Origin of the sequence: Lysinibacillus macroides (genome assembly GCF_001281525.1) — a bacterium.
Taxonomy (GTDB): Bacteria; Bacillota; Bacilli; order Bacillales_A; family Planococcaceae; genus Lysinibacillus; species Lysinibacillus macroides.
Genome location: NZ_LGCI01000010.1, coordinates 228,591 through 246,575 on the forward strand (window position 1 = coordinate 228,591; position 17,985 = coordinate 246,575).

The 17,985-nt window shown below is 39.8% G+C and carries 17 protein-coding genes and 1 riboswitch; of the genes, 1 reads left to right on the forward strand and 16 read right to left on the reverse strand.

Translation table 11 applies throughout. The features are described 5' to 3' along the window. Positions 1–82: 82 nt before the first annotated feature. The 13 genes from ADM90_RS23940 to queF form a co-directional block, all read right to left on the reverse strand. Positions 83–2,257: a YheC/YheD family protein gene (locus ADM90_RS23940; RefSeq protein ID WP_162838610.1), complete on the reverse strand. Its 2,175-nt coding sequence runs from the start codon at positions 2,255–2,257 to the stop codon at positions 83–85. Positions 2,258–2,287: 30 nt separating this feature from the next. Beyond that, positions 2,288–2,707 carry a hypothetical protein gene (locus tag ADM90_RS15950; protein WP_053995927.1) on the reverse strand — a complete coding sequence of 140 codons (420 nt, stop codon included), beginning with the start codon at positions 2,705–2,707 and terminating at the stop codon, positions 2,288–2,290. A 193-nt stretch (positions 2,708–2,900) separates the two neighbouring features. Beyond that, the gene (locus ADM90_RS15955) at positions 2,901–4,154 is read right to left on the reverse strand and encodes a mannitol-1-phosphate 5-dehydrogenase (RefSeq protein ID WP_083448585.1); all 1,254 of its coding nucleotides are present in this window, start codon (positions 4,152–4,154) and stop codon (positions 2,901–2,903) included. A 49-nt stretch (positions 4,155–4,203) separates the two neighbouring features. Next, on the reverse strand, positions 4,204–4,872 hold the full coding sequence (locus tag ADM90_RS15960; protein WP_053995928.1) for an HAD family hydrolase: 669 nt from the start codon (positions 4,870–4,872) through the stop codon (positions 4,204–4,206). 463 nt (positions 4,873–5,335) lie between these two features. Further along, on the reverse strand, positions 5,336–5,548 hold the full coding sequence (locus tag ADM90_RS15965) for a helix-turn-helix domain-containing protein (protein WP_053995929.1): 213 nt from the start codon (positions 5,546–5,548) through the stop codon (positions 5,336–5,338). An 11-nt stretch (positions 5,549–5,559) separates the two neighbouring features. Further along, positions 5,560–6,198: a DUF2975 domain-containing protein gene (locus ADM90_RS15970; RefSeq protein WP_053995930.1), complete on the reverse strand. Its 639-nt coding sequence runs from the start codon at positions 6,196–6,198 to the stop codon at positions 5,560–5,562. Between the two features lie 176 nt (positions 6,199–6,374). Beyond that, positions 6,375–7,892 carry an ABC transporter permease/substrate-binding protein gene (locus tag ADM90_RS15975; protein ID WP_053995931.1) on the reverse strand — a complete coding sequence of 506 codons (1,518 nt, stop codon included), beginning with the start codon at positions 7,890–7,892 and terminating at the stop codon, positions 6,375–6,377. Beyond that, the gene (locus ADM90_RS15980) at positions 7,885–8,835 is read right to left on the reverse strand and encodes an ABC transporter ATP-binding protein (RefSeq protein ID WP_053995932.1); all 951 of its coding nucleotides are present in this window, start codon (positions 8,833–8,835) and stop codon (positions 7,885–7,887) included. The genes ADM90_RS15975 and ADM90_RS15980 overlap by 8 nt, the downstream gene beginning before the upstream one ends. A 31-nt stretch (positions 8,836–8,866) precedes the next feature. Next, complete coding sequence (locus ADM90_RS15985) at positions 8,867–10,666, reverse strand: DUF2201 family putative metallopeptidase (RefSeq protein ID WP_053995933.1); 1,800 nt, start codon at positions 10,664–10,666, stop codon at positions 8,867–8,869. A gap of 3 nt (positions 10,667–10,669) precedes the next feature. Next, entirely contained in the window at positions 10,670–11,728 is a 1,059-nt protein-coding gene (locus ADM90_RS15990; RefSeq protein ID WP_053995934.1) for an AAA family ATPase, read from the reverse strand. Between the two features lie 134 nt (positions 11,729–11,862). After that, complete coding sequence (locus ADM90_RS15995) at positions 11,863–12,396, reverse strand: VUT family protein (RefSeq protein WP_053995935.1); 534 nt, start codon at positions 12,394–12,396, stop codon at positions 11,863–11,865. Then, positions 12,393–13,058, reverse strand: a complete 666-nt coding sequence (gene queC, locus ADM90_RS16000) for a 7-cyano-7-deazaguanine synthase QueC (RefSeq protein ID WP_053995936.1) — start codon at positions 13,056–13,058, stop codon at positions 12,393–12,395. The genes ADM90_RS15995 and queC overlap by 4 nt, the downstream gene beginning before the upstream one ends. A gap of 54 nt (positions 13,059–13,112) precedes the next feature. Next, positions 13,113–13,613, reverse strand: coding sequence for a preQ(1) synthase (gene queF / locus ADM90_RS16005; protein ID WP_053995937.1), 501 nt, complete (start codon positions 13,611–13,613; stop codon positions 13,113–13,115). Between the two features lie 88 nt (positions 13,614–13,701). Continuing rightward, positions 13,702–13,748: riboswitch (PreQ1 riboswitch) on the reverse strand. Positions 13,749–13,988: 240 nt separating this feature from the next. Here queF and ADM90_RS16010 point away from each other — a divergent pair. Further along, positions 13,989–14,738, forward strand: a complete 750-nt coding sequence (locus ADM90_RS16010; protein ID WP_235473629.1) for a glucosaminidase domain-containing protein — start codon at positions 13,989–13,991, stop codon at positions 14,736–14,738. Positions 14,739–14,804: 66 nt separating this feature from the next. On the opposite strand, the gene ADM90_RS16015 is transcribed toward ADM90_RS16010, so the two are convergent. From ADM90_RS16015 to ADM90_RS25185, 3 genes are all read right to left on the reverse strand, one after another. Next, a complete protein-coding gene (locus ADM90_RS16015; protein ID WP_053995939.1) occupies positions 14,805–15,725 on the reverse strand; it encodes a S66 peptidase family protein in 921 nt (306 codons plus the stop codon). A 200-nt stretch (positions 15,726–15,925) separates the two neighbouring features. Further along, entirely contained in the window at positions 15,926–17,602 is a 1,677-nt protein-coding gene (locus ADM90_RS16020) for a methyl-accepting chemotaxis protein (RefSeq protein WP_235473632.1), read from the reverse strand. A 3-nt stretch (positions 17,603–17,605) separates the two neighbouring features. Next, positions 17,606–17,881 carry a hypothetical protein gene (locus tag ADM90_RS25185; protein WP_235473635.1) on the reverse strand — a complete coding sequence of 92 codons (276 nt, stop codon included), beginning with the start codon at positions 17,879–17,881 and terminating at the stop codon, positions 17,606–17,608. Between the last annotated feature and the right edge of the window lie 104 nt (positions 17,882–17,985).

Genomic DNA, 17,985 nt, shown 5'->3' on the forward strand with positions numbered 1-17,985 from the left:
GACAGTTACTCGGGCTTTTTATCTTTATTTAGCAAGATCATTACCTGTGAAACGAGACAGACCTACGCAAAAAGAAGATTCATTATTCTTCCTTAAATGTTTGATCTAAAAATTTCACGGTTTCAAACATATTTGTTTTACTAGCACCTTTTACGAGAATTGTATCATTAGGCTTTATAAGCTTTTCCAGATAGGCATGTAATTCATCCTTATTAATAAAATGCCGTACCTTGGATGGGTCCATTCCTTTGGCGATGGCGGCATTACTCATTTCATCTGTCCTAAAGCCATAGGTAATAAATTCATCAATGCCTACCTCGTAAATATACTCCCCAATCTTTTTATATTCTTCCTCCCTCAAAACACCAAGCTCTCGCATTTGCCCAATAATTGCTACTTTTCGCTTCTTCGCAATATTCGTCAGTACATCAATGGCAGCGCGAACCCCTTGGGGATGAGAGTGAACGGTATCATCAATGACTGTAATACCATCACGGCAATTATAAATTGTTAAGCGTCGTGGTGGCTTTTTAAAGTTGAGTCCCGCCTGGATATCAAATGGACTAAACCCTAAAAGATCCGCTACTGCCACGGCATTGAGGGCATTGTAGACATGATGCTCTCCTAAAATTGGAATATACATATCAATTTCTTGCCCCTGTAGCTTCATTTTAAAGGACATACCAATATCCTTATATTGTAAATCATATGCACGATAGTCTGCTTCTTTTTGAATGCCCACCGTGATGATTTTCCCTTTGAATTGCTCTGTCTCTAAGTATCTTGAATTATCATCATCTTGATTGACAATGAGTAAGCCTTGTTGATCCATACCATGAATCAATTCCGACTTTGCCTTCGCCACACCTCTTACATCTCCATCAAAGTTCCCGACATGTGCTAAGCCAATATTCGTGACAATACTAATATTCGGCTGGATGATGCTACAATGGTTCGTAATAATGCCTGGATAAGCCATGCCATACTCTAAGACAACCGCCTGATGAGCATCATTAATTTCTTCCTTATGCTTTTTTGTATGCTCTGTCGTATTCCAATAATCCTTCGATTCAAAAACATTCCACTTTTTCGATAAGATCGAGCCAACAAATGCTTTTGTCGTTGTTTTCCCTGCACTTCCCGTAATCGCAATAATTGGCAAGCTTTTCTTTGTCTCAGCATGCTTATTTTTTTGTTGGACAATATCCTTTTTCAGGCGTTTTTGATTTTTTGCAAGATACATCGCATAACGAATGGAATGGATGACCACATCTAATTCTAAATAAAAGGCAGGAGGGCAGCCTGGACGCCAGTTCACCTCATACATCCAAATTTTTTGGTGCTGATCTAAACCAACATCTATACCAATTTCATCAATCACCTCGCCAAATTTTACTATTTGAATTTCATCGAGATGGTGTGCCAGCGCTAAGGAGAAATGCTCAAGCATACGGCGAATATTATAGGCTTCCTCCTGAAATTCCTGCTCTAAAAAAGGATCTAAATAATTCGTATAACCCCCATTATTAATATTCGGAATAATCGAGCCAGCTGGGGCAATACGTGGATAGACAGTCGTTACGACCCATTTACCTTCTCCATTTTTTTGGACATGCAAACGGAAATCATATACCTGACCTGATTTTGTAACCGATTGAATATAGGGTTGCATAATAAATGTACCTGTGGCAAGCTGCTCCTTTAACAGAGCGTCTAATTGCTGCTGTGAATAGGATGTAGTCGTACGATCCTTCCTCACCTCGTAATGCGTTTTACCAACCTTTGTAATAAAATAAATGCCCTTCCCTTTCCGTCCATCAATCGGTTTAAAAACAACCTTTTTGTAGTATTGAATAAATTTATGGAATAATTCAATATTTTTAACAATTTCAGATGGGATTAAATATTGGTCAAATTCCTTTGCTTCCTTTAAACGCTTCATCACGTTCCATTTATTCCCTATTGAATGTGTTGTAAAGGGGATTTCCTCTTTTAAGCGATCAATAATCTCTTTTGATACCGATAATTTTTCAGGGCTTCCTGCATTATAAATAACATCTGGAAAGGGCATCGTTTTTTCCTGCCATTGCCCATTTTCATAAACCTTTGCCTGAATGGAGCGCTTGGCAAAATCCACACTTTTTGGGGTAAAGTAAAAAAAATGCGCCCCCTCTGCCTTGGCAACTGCTGCGTAGGCATAAGACTTGAGAACCGTTGTTGGATCAAGTCGGTGATGTAGCATACCAATTATCGTCATTATTAAACTTCCTTTCATTTTGATCTCTCACTACCATTTAGGCTCAATAATAAATTTCCCTTTTAGCATATCTGGCTTTAAGAGCTGAATCGCTGAAATGCTCCCTAGTTCAATGGACTTCTTAGTAGCTGTTTTTTCTAGCCTTATCACATCCCCAATATTATTTGTATCCTTTCCCTCATAATCAAAAGCTCGTAATAGCGAAACAATGCCACGACAGTGCTCCTGATCCACAGCCTCAATACGGAAAAACTCTGTTTCAAACTGTTTCACTGTATCCATTAACCTTAAATGCGTACCATTATGTGTAATTAAAAAAAATGGAATCGTATCACTCCCAACAATTTTAACAAGTAGCTGATCGAAATATTTCGAATGAAAATTCATCATCATATCCTGCAATGTTTTTAAATCAGCTAGCGCTTCACATAAAAAATGATGTCGCTTCAACCTTCAAGCCCCCCTTCTCGTTTGAATAAGCCCATAGTCTATATAAATTCCCTTCTCGTTATAATATGTAGTAATAAAAAATATGACGACTTTTTCACAAAGAAATAGGGAAAGGAGTACCAGTGTTCATCTCCATTTCCCTATATTACTTTTTACTATATGACTAAATGTAATGCCGAATGTATAACTCTAATCAAGTTGAAATCAGTTGCTGCATTTTTTTGCGCTTCAATTCCAAATATTTTGTGACAACTTTTTGATGGATCGGATGGCTTCGTGGAATACCTAAATAGTTGGTGATGACTTGATGGATTGTGCTCTTGCGAATAGCGTTTGTTAGTTCAGCCGCTTCTGGATCCTCATCGTGATCAAATAATAAAGCAGCTGCGATAACATTGGTCAGATTTGAAACGTCTAGACCTAAGTTAAAGGTTTGAAGTGTAGGTTGAACTAACCGATCATTTTTGGCTAATTTTCGAATTGGGGATCTGCCAACTCGAACAATTTCATCTGAAAAATAGGGATTGGTAAAGCGTTTTATGGTTTTATGGATATAATGACGATGCTCTTGTTCATCAAAATCATGTTTTTGAATGAGCATTTTCCCGATTTCCAACATTACTCTGTGAACCTTGCTTATTAATTGTGGATCTGTCATACTTTCTTGAATGGTTGAATAGCCATTCAAATAACCGAAATAGGCAATACAGCAATGACCTGTATTGACCGTAAATAATTTTCTTTCAATAAATGCCTCAAGGGAGTCTACCAATTGTACACCCTTTATAGGTGGTAGACCTTCAAGCATCGCAGAACGGTCAATGATCCACTCGTAGTAAGGCTCCACTGTTACTTCCAGTGGGTCATCATGATCAGGGACAGGCACAATTCGATCAACAACAGTATTTGGAAAAGCGATCAAGGTCAAGGCCTTGTCATGTAGTATTGGAGGAAGATGTTCAAAGATGTGTTTTTTTAGCTTCACGCTACTATTTGTGGCATTTTCGCAAGCAATAATATGCAGAGGCTTACGGTTATTAGCTTGCAGTCTTAAGCGAATACCTAATGCAATCTTTGCTGCAATGTCGGATAAATTGGAGACGCCTACCGCGGTTGTAATTAAATCTACTTGAGTAATCTTTTGCGCGACAGCAAGTTGATTTTTTGAAGAGATGGCAGTGACATTGCGTACGATAATTCTGTCTTTTTGTTGATTGGCTATATTAACGGGGTATTCATTTCGTTGTTGTAAGTGGGAAATTTTTTTTTGATTGCGTGTAACAAAGGTGACATCATAGTCTGACTTTGTTAGCATTAGTCCAATAAAACCTCTACCAATATTGCCAGCCCCAAAATGGATAGCTTGAGGTTTTGTGGCTCGCTGGTTGTTGCCGTTATTTGTATCATTAATCTTGTTATTTAACACATACTCATTCAAGGTTTTCATTCCCCCTATTGAATTATGGATAACCTAAAGATTTCTGAAGCATTTTTGTTTAGTTAATTGGCTGGGTAAAACACGTGACAAGATCCTGTAAATCATAGTTTTCAAATGAGTCAATTGTATAGTGTCCTTGATCAAATGATAATCGTTTAGTGATCGTATTGGGAATCACTACTGTATGAAGCCCTGCTACAACAGCTGCACGTGCTCCATTCGGCGAATCCTCGATAGCCATCGCTTCGTTAGCATGTACACCTAGTTGTTCCAGCGCTTGCAAATATAACTCAGGATCAGGCTTTACCTGCTTGACAGTATCAGCTGTACAGAAACATTCAAAATAGTCCCTAATTCCAAGTGAATCAACAAATTTATCCACCCACTGGCGATTTGAGCTACTTGCAAGACCAATACGCAAACCGGCTTCCTTTGCTTGCTGTAGCAATTTTAGAATACCTGGTCTCATGGCTTCCTTTTCCATCAGTTGTGCATGGCTTTGTTGAATAGATGTTTGAAATGCTGCTAAATCCAATTTAACATGGTGATGAGTGGATAAATACGTATACGGATTAAAAGATTGGAGACTTGTACCGAGGCATTTAGAATAGGTTTCTAACGATAAATCCACACCGTAGCGTGCATAGGCATCTCTAAAAACATTATACCATGCCGTTTCCGTATCAATAATAGTTCCGTCAAAATCAAAAATAATAGCTTTCATCAAAATGTTACATCCTCCTTGGCTTTTATTTTTTTATTCGAATTAATAGAAAAATTCGAATATAGACACTACCCTACCATTAATGTCCAGCTGTTTCAAGTTTGGAATCATAACACTCGCTTCATAATTCATTCGCTAAAGCTACCTATAGCTGAAAAGTAAGCGGTCTCAAAAAAATTTTTTTGTCAGTTTTTTATGCTGGCCATCTATCATCGTTACAATTTTATCTATCTATTCATATAGGCTATTGATCCCTTCGATTTAACAACATTCCATTTCAATCACGAGCGCATTCCTTATGGCTGAAAGAAGATATATCATTCCAGATCACAATGCGCCGAGAAATAAAGCCTTCTAACCAATTGCTATCGCCAGTGATGGATCTTACAATCCGAAAATTTATGTATGGTGTTATATAAAGTTTACTGGATCTACTAAAAATAAATAGCCTTAAGCCCCCAAATGACTATTCCTCATCCTCGACATACTCCAATATATCTCCTGGTTGGCAACCCAGTGCTTTACAAATTGCATTCAATGTAGAAAAACGCACCGCTCTTACCTTGCCTGTTTTTAAATTAGAGAGATTGACGATTGACACATCAACCTTCTCTGCTAGCTCACTTAGCTGCATTTTTCGATCCGCTAGCATGCGATCTAAGCGAATAATTATGGTCATATTCTCACTTCCTAAGCTGTGGCATCATATTCATCCTGTAAAAATGCACCGTATCGGAAAATACGCGCAATTGTCCAAATGACCAAACCACATAATAATAGTGTCCAATTAATGCCTGTAAAATGATAGCTAATGTCCTTGACTATATCCGTCTTTACAAATAGCGATTCAAGCTGAAATTGCTGCATCATTAGATAGACGATATATGTACGGAACGCATTCACTGTCAGGCTTAACACCATCACTCCGTAGGCAATGCGCTCTATTTTTTTACTAGTAGCGAGTGAAAAAATAATTCCCTTTGATAAATTGCTTAATACATTTCGAACTTGGATTACCATTAATAATAAAATAGCTATGTATATTGTAGCAGTAAATAATAATGTCACGATATCTTTTTTTGTATAGTGAATATCCCTTGCCACTTGGTCTGCCAGCATCATTTCCACTCCTTCAAAATGAATGGAAGCCGTTACACTGCCCTTGGCTAAGAAATGATTCACCTCTTGCTCTGTCACTACCATCACCCCTACAAACAGAATCGCAATCATTGTTAAGCTAAAAATCATCAACACCATAATGATTGTAAAAATGGTACGAAGCCCCTTTGTCAATAATCGAAATTCTTTTCTTTGAACTGTTTGCTCCATTAAAAACATCCCCTTCCCTAGTTTTATTATACATACATTTTTATTTTTAACAATAATTAATTAATGATAAACATTAAATATTTACTGATATAAATAAAAACGAACTATTTTGCGAAACCTCACTTTTCATGTTTCGTCATAGTTCGTTTTTTTAATCTGATTGGCCTTTACAGCTGTTATTGAAGCAAGCCGTTCTCCTGTAAATAAGCTTTAGCTACGTCTGCTGCAGGCTTTCCTTCCACATTGACTTGGTAATTCATTACACGCATTTCATCATCAGTAATTTGATTGGCAAGCTTGTTTAAGGCTATTTCAATCTCAGGATATTTCGCCAATGTTTCTTTTCTTATTAATGGCGCCCCTTGGTAAGGCGGGAATAGTGCCTGATCGTCCTCCAACACCTGTAAATCATACTCGCGAATTTCACTATCTGTTGAATAGGCATCCAGTACATCAATAGTCCCTGCTACAATGGCTTGATAGCGCAGCTTTGGCTCCATTGTTGTAACATTGGCAAGCGTCATATCATAGCGCTCTTGTATCCCAACATAGCCATCCTCACGATCATTAAATTCTAGTGTAAAGCCTGCTCGAATCGTCTGTGCAAGCGGCTTTAAGTCTGAAATTGTTTGTAGCTGATAGGCTTCTGCTATTTCCTTTGATACAGCTAATGCATATGTGTTGTTATAATGCATAGGGCTTAGCATCACCATATCAAATTGCTCTAGCATCCCTTCCTTTGCCTGCTGATAGACATCTTCTTGCTGATTATTCACCGCTTCCTCCTTTAAAAATTCTGCAATGGCTGTTCCTGTAAACTCAGGATAAAGATCAATGCTTCCTGATTTTAAGGCATTAAAAACAAATGACGTTTTTCCAAGCCCTGGCTTTAATTGCACCTCTAAGTCTGTATCCTGCTCAATTAATAATTGATACATATTAATTAAAATTTCAGGCTCAGCACCAAGCTTACCTGCGATAACAAGCTGGTCATGATTTTTCCCTTGTAGAAGCGGGAAAAACATTATGGCAAGAGCGGCGACACTAATAAGGCTTAATGTCGTCACTGTTTTTTTAAATGATAGTGCCTCTAATTTTTTTAGCAATACATCAAAAATAAGTGCTAAAACAGCGGCTGGTATAGCGCCTAATAGAATAAGTGCTGTATTATTGCGATCAATGCCAAGCAAAATAATATCACCTAAGCCACCAGCACCAATTAATGCGGCTAATGTAGCTGTCCCAACAATTAATACCATTGCTGTTCGAATACCTGCCATAATAACAGGCATCGCAAGCGGCAATTCAACCTTTACTAAACGCTTAGGCATATTCATCCCCATTGCCAATGCCGCTTCCTTCAACGATGGGTCTACTTCCTGAATACCTGTGTATGTATTCCGTAAAATAGGCAATAGCGCATAGGCAACTAACGCAATAATCGCAGGCACTTTGCCAATGCCAAATAGTGGAATCAACAAACCAAGCAAGGCGAGTGAAGGAATCGTTTGCAAGACGGCACTAACACCAATAATACTTTCAGCAATCTTCCTTTTATTGGTTAAATAAATGCCTAGAGGAATAGCAATCAGCACAGCAAAAAATAGCGCAATAAAGGAGATTTGGGTATGCTCAAGCAATGCTGCCAATAGCTGACCTTTCCGCTCATCAAACACTTCTAGTAAATTAGTCATCAGCAGCACCTCTTTCTCCATAAGCTAAATATTGCAGCATAGATGCTCGTGTAATGCTACCAATGCGTTCCCCATCCTTTTCCACAGCTAAACCATCATGCTGTGCAAGCTGTTCAAGAATGGTTACCAATGAAGCATCCGCCAAAACTGTAGCATCTAATGGCTGTGAGGTAACGATTGGCTGCATCACTGTTTGGATATCAAATAGATTTGCTATATCCTCCTTAATTCCTATAAATTGCCGCACAAAGTCATTGGCAGGATTTTGGAGAATATCGTGAGGTGTGCCAACTTGCACAATTTCACCATCCTTCATCAGACATAGCCGATCCCCTAATTTTAGCGCCTCCTGCATATCATGGGACACAAAGACAATCGTTTTTTGAATGGTACGCTGCATTTCCAGCAAATCATCCTGTAGCTTTGTACGGCTAATCGGGTCCAATGCACTAAAAGGCTCATCCATTAAAATAATATCAGGGTCAGCCGCTAAAGCACGTACAACCCCAACCCGTTGCTGCTCACCGCCAGAAAGCTCCTTTGGCTTGCGCTGGCGGTAGCTAGCTGGCTCTAGCCCAACCATTGCGAGTAATTCATCCACCCGTTTGTCAATTGCCGCCTTCGACCATTTTTTTAATTCAGGCACAATGGCAATATTTTCTGCAATCGTCATATGCGGAAAAAGAGCGATTTGCTGTAAAACATAGCCAATGCGCCAGCGCAATTCATGAATATTGTAATCGCTAATTTTTTGCTGCTGAAGCCAAATTGTTCCCTCTGTGACAGGGATTAATCGGTTAATCATCTTTAATAAAGTCGTTTTACCACAGCCGCTTGGACCGATAATCACAAAAAATTCGCCCTTGTTAATTTCTACGTTCAATGCTTTAACAGCCGTATGATCACGACTATAGCTTTTAGAAACATTGTCAAATTTAATCATTGATGCGCTCCTTCCTCACTATGCGCTGCCATTATTTCATTCTAAAGACCTCGCCCTTTGGTACAAATGGTAGTTTAGCTCCTTGTGGTAGCACAAAGGCATGTGCCCGTTTAATGGTCAGGCGATCACATTGCCCATCTGTAATAATAAGAATAGGACCGTCCTTTGGGAAATCCTGTGCCGCTTCAATTAGCTGGATACCAGGCTGTAATACCGTGCCGCCCCTTCCCCTTACCTTGACCTTTGTCAGCAATTCCTCAGGCGCTATATAGCCCGCATCATAGGCAACAGCATCACAAAAAATAACACGTACAAGGGGTACATCTCTTGCTATACTATAGCTGGCAATCGTACCAAGTGCCTTACCTAACAGTAAACGATCCATTGAGCCAGATGTATCAATAATCACCGCAAATGTACGTCCATCTGCCTCGCCACTTTGATATATCCACCTTGGTCGTGCAATATCAGGCGTTGATGCCTGTCTTCTACTTGGTCGTGCATACGTTCTCATTTTGTCGATCGGCTGAAACATACGATCAAACCAGCGCGCTAATTCCACATCCCAGGCAATTGGTGGCTGTGAAAGACTGCGAATTTCCTCCACAAGCCCCTGTGGCAAGTAGCCTCTATCCTGCGCCATATGATAGCTCAATCCCTGACTTAGCGCTCGTCTATAAAATGCATCCAAATCCATTCCTCTTTGCCCTTCCCAAAAATCAGGTGGCTTTGTTTCTATTATATCCACAGCACCCTGCCCTCGAAACGTTCGCAGCTTACGATACATTCTTATATCAGTGACAATTCGATCATAAATGGATTCTGCTGATAAGCCCTTTAGCGCAGGGTCATAGAGTCCACCAATCGCTGGCATCTCCCCGATTTTCATATCCATAAGCCAGCCATTAATGACATAGTCACAGGCAACATTCCATAAATACGCATCACGCCCTTGTCTGCGTGTAGCATGACTAAGCCCAGCATGCAGCAATTCATGGGCAATCAGAAACCTCATTTCCTCATCCGTCATTGGTACAGAAGCATTCATATAAATTTCCTTTGTATCAATCGCAATCGCTGCAGCCGAAATATCCATTCGTGTACAAATAAGCGGGTCTTCAATAATCGTAAAATCTGCTGCTAGTGCGCCAAACAATGGATAGGAGCTCATAAACCAAGCTCTTGCACGCTCTGCCTGCGTAATAATCGTCGAGCCTGCTAGTGCGCTCTCTACACCTCCTGCTACACGAATCGCACTTTGTACAGCCTTTGATAAGCCTTCAGCAAATAGGAGCGGATAATTACTACGATAACCGCGATAAAAATAATCATTGCCCTGTACTGTAGTAATAAAGTCGGCTTGCCCCGGTATTGTACTATAGCCCTTTAAATGCTCTGGTACACCTTCGCGCAGCAATTTTTCATATAATTTCTTCTCAGAGCTAAAGGATTCAAAAAGCGGCTCATTCATCTCCTTCGGCGCTTGCCCAAATTTTAGCTCTGCTAAAAATTTTGTAATGTAGCAATCACAGGCAATATTCCATAATTCAGGCTGCTCTTTCGGCTGATGATGGGATAAGCCAAGATGCAATAAACAATGGGCAATCACATAGGCCCATTCATTTGGCTGTCCTTTTTGATCTTGATTGACGCTAATCATGCCTGTGCTTGTCACGTAAGCCCAATCTTTTGGCGGCATACTTTCATATTGCAGATAAATGGCATGACAAAGCGCCGCAAATAGCGGATGCTCAGCTACAATGGCATGTCCAAGCGCAATATTTTTACTATTTTTATGTTCCTGCTGTGCGGTTTTCTTTTTTTTCGCCATGTATTACCCATCCTTTTTAGCGACCAAACGTGGTAAATCTCTAATCACCTCTAGCATAAACCATGCAGGCAGTGCCTCGCCCTTGTGCTCTGCTACAACCATTTGTGCAATTTCTAAGCTAATAGCGGATAGGTCCTTGATTAAATCCTTAGCACGAAAGGCAAGCTGTCGTTGATTCGCCTTTAATGTTGTATGTTCAGTTGGCAGCTCCTTTATAAGCTGGGCTCGCAAGGATTGTGCCATAAAATACAATAAATCTCTTTCATCAGGCTGATCTGGCCAGCGCAGCTCACCATTGATAATTTTCGCTAAATCGTATTTGCTTTGTATTTGTTTTAGAAAGGCTTTAAATTGGCTTGCTGTATGTGGCGATAAACAGCTACTCGCTAAAATATCAATATCTGTTTCTCCTAAGCTCTTTCCATAGGCATAGAGGCAATCGCTTAGCATATGCCACGAGCGTGGTGTGGAGAAGGGCTCCTCGGTTTTTGGCGGCTCACTCCATAAATGATCTGGACGCATTTGAATATATTCAATCACATATGGATGAATTTCATGCGCATAAGCCCATTCTAGCCAATCTCGATGGGAAGCTCTTAGCTGCACATGCACCATGCGATTGATTAATGCAGAGGACATTGGCTTGACAATGGCACTATCCTGCGCTCGATTGCCCGCTCCAATGACAATCGTTCCCTCTGGTAAAATAAACTCACCGATTCTTTGCTCATGAATTAAGCTATAAAATGCTTTTTGTACCTCCTGTGAGCAAGCATTTAATTCATCTAAAAAAAGACAATAAGGCTCATTCCGAGCAATCATTTTCGGTGGACAGAAAACACTATAGCCATCCTTAATTTGCGGAACGCCAATAATATCCTCAGGTGCTAGCTGACTGCCTAATAAAGAAACACAGGGCAAGCCTAATTCACTCGCAAAATTTTCAACGATTGCTGATTTACCAATACCCGGTGCTCCCCATATAAAAACAGGTCGTACAGGCGCTACATTTAATAAAAAATCATATAATTGTTTTTGTGTAACACTAAAAATTGTATTCAATACAAACTTCCTTTCAACAGTTCATCGCTTTAAAGGTACATAATACCATTTTTTATGGATCCATGCCTGTGCCCGACTTGGCTCTTATAAATAGAAAAAGGATGTGCCAGAATTTCTCTGAACACATCCTTCTTTTAAGCCAATCGTTTCTCACGCAATGCCTGTCCTTGGATAATGACCCATACACCGACTAGTTGCAGCGCTGTTTTGACAATGACTTGCCCAACAATTGCTGCAGGTACAGCTGCCCATGGAAGGAAGCCCGCCCCGAGTGGACTTAGCCCAACAATAACGAAAACCGTTGAATCAAGCAGTCCTCCCACAATGCCGCTGTAAAGCACTCGCCAAGCCATCGGTAGCTTTAAACGTGTATAAATTTCAGTATCTGCTGTTTCAGAAATAATAAACGACAGCGCTGATGCTGCCACAATCATCAATGTATCTCCTAAGGAAAACGATACAGCAGCGGAGAAAAATAATGCAATGAAAATAAAGAAATACGTTTTTTTATGTCCATATTTATTTTGTACAAGGTCGCGGAATATAAATGTTGCCCCAACAAAAAATGTCCCTATTGGCACGATAAACATGCCCATTTCCAACGGTGCAAAACGTGCTGTCACAACATTTGCAATAACAATCGAAGCTAAATAACAAAAAATTCTCATGCTTCTTGCCCTGCCTTCGTCGCTAAATAGCTTTGCAGCCCGTTTTGCCGCAGCTTACATGCAGGACATTCTCCACAGCCATCTGCCATAATACCGTTATAGCAAGTGAGCGTTTGCTCTCGCACAAAGTCGAATGCATCAAGCTCATCCGCTAATGCCCATGCCTGTGCTTTGTCAAGCCACATTAATGGCGTATGCAAAACAAATGGCTCATCCATCGCTAAATTAAGCGTTACATTGAATGATTTTACAAACTGATCTCGGCAATCAGGATAGCCGCTAAAATCGGTTTCACAAACACCCGTCACAATATGCTTTGCCCCAACTTGGCTTGCCAGTACACCTGCGAAGGAGAAAAATAGCAAATTACGCCCCGGTACAAAGGTTGACGGTAGCCCACCATCTTGTCCTTCCTCAATATCAATATCCTCACGTGTTAATGCGCTAGCCGCAAGCTGATTCAATAACGAAATATCTAAAATATGGTGCTTGACACCGAGCTGTTGTGTGATATTTTTGGCACAGTCAATTTCTAAACGATGCTTTTGTCCATAATCAAATGTCACGGCCTCCACTTCACCAAATTGCTGCAATGCCCAAAATAAACAAGTTGTGCTATCCTGCCCGCCGCTAAATACGACAATGGCTTTTTGCTTTTTCATTATAAAGCCTCTTTTCTTAGTTTTTTTCAGAGGGTTGCTAAAAACCTCTTTGTCTTAACGATTATCAATTTTCTCTGGATATAAATCGTGATTCATTAAGCGATAGTCCGCGATTTTTTCATATTTTGTCTCAGAACGCCCATAGTTGCACCATGGGTCAATTGAAATACCTCCACGCGGCGTAAATTTGCCCCACACCTCGATATAGCGAGGGTCTAATAACTTAATTAAATCGTTCATAATAATATTCACGCAATCCTCATGAAAATCGCCATGATTGCGGAAGCTAAATAAATAAAGTTTTAACGACTTGCTTTCCACCAGCTTTTTATCTGGAATATACGAAATATACATTGTCGCAAAATCAGGCTGCTGTGTAATTGGACATAAGCTTGTAAATTCCGGACAATTAAATTTCACAAAATAATCACGCTCTGTATGTAAGCTCTCCACAGCCTCTAACACTTCTGGTGCATATTGCACCGGATATTTCGTCTGCTGATTGCCTAACAATGTTAAATCTCCTAAACCTTCTTGTTCCGTACGACTAGACATCAAAAAGCCCCCTTCAAAGTTGTGTACGACAAAACTTTTAAAAGAGGCTCAGCTATTTTCTATATCATATGTAAGAGGAAAAATGATCCTATGCATAGTTTTTTATAGAGGGTATAAGCTATGAACCTCTGTTATGAAAGTTTTTACATACGGAATTCTATCAACTATTTGAGAGCACGTCAATACAAAATATGTACACATGCTCTGTCATTAGCAAAGGAACCAATCCATCCCTATAGCGTTTTATTAATAACTATAGCAATTTTATAACACATCTCTTTATTTCTCTTTCACTCTCTGTAATAATGAGAGATAGTTAAATTTTGATAGAAGGGAGGGAGATGTTGTCACGCTCAACATCAAGCAATGAAATACATGCTCAAATTTTTTAAAGGACTAATCGTTACAGTTGTTGTGATATGTCTATCATTTTTTATGGTCACACAGCTATTCAATCCATCTGAGATGGAAGAGCCTATTGTAATTGATGATCGTCCAAGTGTGGAAGAGTTTATTGGCACAATTGCTGAAACTGCACGGGATCTTGGTGCTCAAAATGATCTATATGCGTCCGTGATGATTGCCCAAGCTATTTTGGAAAGCCAGCATGGACAAAGTGGTCTTGGCTCCGCTCCTAACTATAATCTTTTTGGCATGAAAGGCAACTATCAAAATAGCTCTGTCACTCTTGAAACCGTTGAGGATGATGGTTCTGGCAAGCTTTCAACCGTGATGGCTGAGTTTCGGAAATACCCTTCCTACGAAGCCTCCATGCAAGATTATGTAAAGCTAATGCGAAATGGGGTTTCCTGGAATAGGGATTTTTATGCAGGCGTCTTTAAAAGCAATACAGCATCCTACACAGAGGCAACGAAATTTTTAACAGGCTCCTATGCCACTGATTCATCATACAATGAAAAATTAAATACTCTTATCACCAAGTATGACCTTCAGCAATATGATAGCCCTCTTAAAGATAAGAAAACAATTACTGTCGCTGATGGTGACTCCTTAATGCAGATTGCAGAGGTTTATAATGTAAAAGTTACATCTATTAAACAATGGAATCAATTGCGTTCAGATCGTCTCGAAGCAGGGCAACAGCTCAATATTTATCATTATTAGCACAAAGTGACTGGGACAATAGGAAATTGACCAATGCAAAACCGATTTTCATAATGGACAAATTAGTTATGTCCCAGTCTCTTTATCATTAAAAGCTATTATACGTCGATGGTCTGCATCCATCACAATCGTTGCCCCTAAAGGCAATGACATCGTGGGCAAACAATGTCCACAGGCTATATCGGCAATAATCGGCTTGTTTAAAGAAACTAACATTTCCCGGAAAATAGTTTGTAAGACAGAATGTTCCCCACAATTTGTCCAAGCACCTAGTAAAATACCTGCTGCCTCATCAAACTTTCCTGCTAGCTTCAATTGAGTAAACATACGATCAATACGCTGGCTATTCTCATCAATATCTTCTAAAAATAAAATTTTTCCTTTTGTATCAATATCATAGGGTGTGCCAAGCGATGCAGCAACTAATGTTAAATTGCCTCCAACAAGCTGACCTGTAGCACAGCCAGCTACAAGTGTCGTCATTGGCTGTGATACGGGATTTTCCAAATGAATAGCTTCTTCTGTCATCATGTGTTGTTTAAAGGATTGCCATGTATATGCATCCATCTCCTGCTTAATAAATTCTGTGGATGGCATCGGTGTATGGTAGGTAATAAAGCCACAAAGCTGATTAAAAGCTATATGCAAAGCTGTTACATCACTATAGCCTGCAAATACTTTAGGATGTGCCCTGATCATATCAAAATCAAGCTGTGGTAAAATTTTTGTAGCCCCATACCCTCCTCGCATACAAAAAATTCCATTAATTGTAGGGTCCCGAAACATCCGATGGACATCCGCTGCTCGCAATGTCGCTGTGCCAGCAAAATAGCCCTGATGTGCATAACATGTCTCTCCAGCAACCACCTTTAACCCTAGCCTTTCAATACTAGCAATAGCAGGCTGTACCTTTTCGGGTGGTACAGCACCTGAAACACTAATAAGCCCCACCGTATCTCCTTTTTTTAATGGTCTTGGACGAATCAATCATTGCCCTCCTTTACGGCTTTATCCTAATTATTGAGCGATCTTCTCCCATTATTGAGCGGCTCTCTCATTTGATTGATCACTTTTCTCTCGCTATTGAGCGGCTTTCTCTAAACGGAGTGACTGATCCTCTTTATTTCCAATAGTATACGTATAAATTCCAAAAACGCTACTCCACAGAGAGAGTAGCGTTTTATATATTAGTATTTAAATTGACTAATAAGCTGTTTTAGTTCGTCAGCCATGTATGCCAACGCTTGAGCGGAGGCATTGATTTCTTCCATTGATGCTAATTGCTCCTCAGTCGATGCCGCTACATCTTCAGAAACGCTGGCATTTCCTTTAGCGGTTAATGCCAAATCCTCCGTAACAGCTGCTACTTCTTGCACACTTACAGACATTTGCTCAGAGGCAGAGGTCGTTTCCTCCATTTTCGGCATAATTTCATTCATACTTGCTCTAATTACTTGGAATTTTGCAATAGCCTCATCCGAAATATGTAAGCCCATTTGTACATCCTCTGTCACCTTGGCCATAATATGCACCGATTGCTCTATTTCATGTTGAATTCCTTGAATCAATTCAAAAATTTGTTTTGCCGAATCCTGTGATTGTTCTGCTAGCTTACGTACTTCGTCTGCTACCACAGCAAAGCCCTTGCCATGCTCACCTGCCCTTGCTGCCTCAATCGCTGCATTCAGGGCCAGTAAGTTTGTTTGATTGGAAATGCTTGTAATAACATCTAAAATAGACGTAATTTGCTGAGAACGCTCTTGCAATGTTTGAATTTTTGCATTAGAGTCTGAGACCGATCCATGAATGGAAAGCATTTGATCCTTTGTATTTTGAACAGCTTGTCCACCCTCATCTGCTTGTAATGTAGCATCCTGTGTTAGATCTGTTACAGCAGAGGAAATTTCCGCTACATGCAAAATAGCCGTTGACAGTTCCTCGAGCGACGCTGCATTTTTATTCGCATTGACGGTTTGTAAATCAGCACTTGTCGCAACATCCTGAATCGCGATGGCTACTTTTTCTGTTGCAGATGTTGTTTGATTGGCATTAGCTGTCAACTGCTCTGCAGATGATGCTACCTCTTCTGCATTTTGCTCAACCTTTTGGATAAGTGTTCGTAGACTTTGCTGCATATCATTAAAGGCTTGTCCCAATTGTCCAATCTCATCTGTCGAGGCAACGATGACACTTTCTGTCAGGTCGCCCTGACTAATCGTGAGAGCACTATCTTTTAATGCTTTAATAGGTCTAAGAATAGCCTTCATCACAAAATAAAATATGATGGTACTTACAATAATAGCAGCTACTAGGACAAGCATCGTATGGAATAAAATTGTTGAGGCAGCCTTATCAATTTCATCAGCAAAAATGGTCCCTGTGATTTTCCAACCTGTTAATTCATTGGTAATAAAGGAGAGTGTACGGTTATCACCACTATAGGTATAGTCGTATATACCAGATGTGCTATCGTATATTTTCTCAATAAAGCTTTCTTTCAGGGCTTCACCTGCTGTTAATGTAGGGTGTGCAATAACTACATGATCTTCACCGAAAATAGCTGGATAACCATTTCGACCAATTCGAATGGAATCGGCAACTTCCTGTAAACCTGTTAACTGAATATCCACAGCTACAACACCAGAGTAATCGTTTAGCTGCTTAGCCACGGTCACAACCATATCTCCCGTTCCTGCATCTTTATAAGGTTTTGTAATTAACGTCTCTCCCTTTAAAGCGGTTGCCTCTTTAAACCAATCCCTTTCCAATGGATTATAGTCTGCGCTATTTATTTGCGGCTCCTGCGTAAAAGCTCCATCATTCGCACCAATGTAAACACTTAAAATATCAGGATGTAACTTCACATATTACTGCAACTTTTCACGTACTGGCTCCTCTGGTTGCTCGAGAATTTCAATTTCCTTACTAAAAATGCCAATATCATGCACCTTTTCACTAATTGTTTGATCAATCAGCTTATTTAAAATTCCTACACTTTCATTTGCGCTATATAAGATTTCTTCCCTAATAGCATCTTTAGCTGAAAAATAGGATAAACTCCCAACAGACAGCGCTGGGACTAGTAAAATAAGAGCAAATAATATATAAAGCTTACCCTTAAAGCTCCCCATTATTTGTTTCATACAATCTTCGCCTTCTTTCTCTCGATGTAAAAAATATTTGTGCTACATATGGGCATTATACAGTGCAATTAAATGCTATGCTTTTCAATAAGATCTCCTTTTCT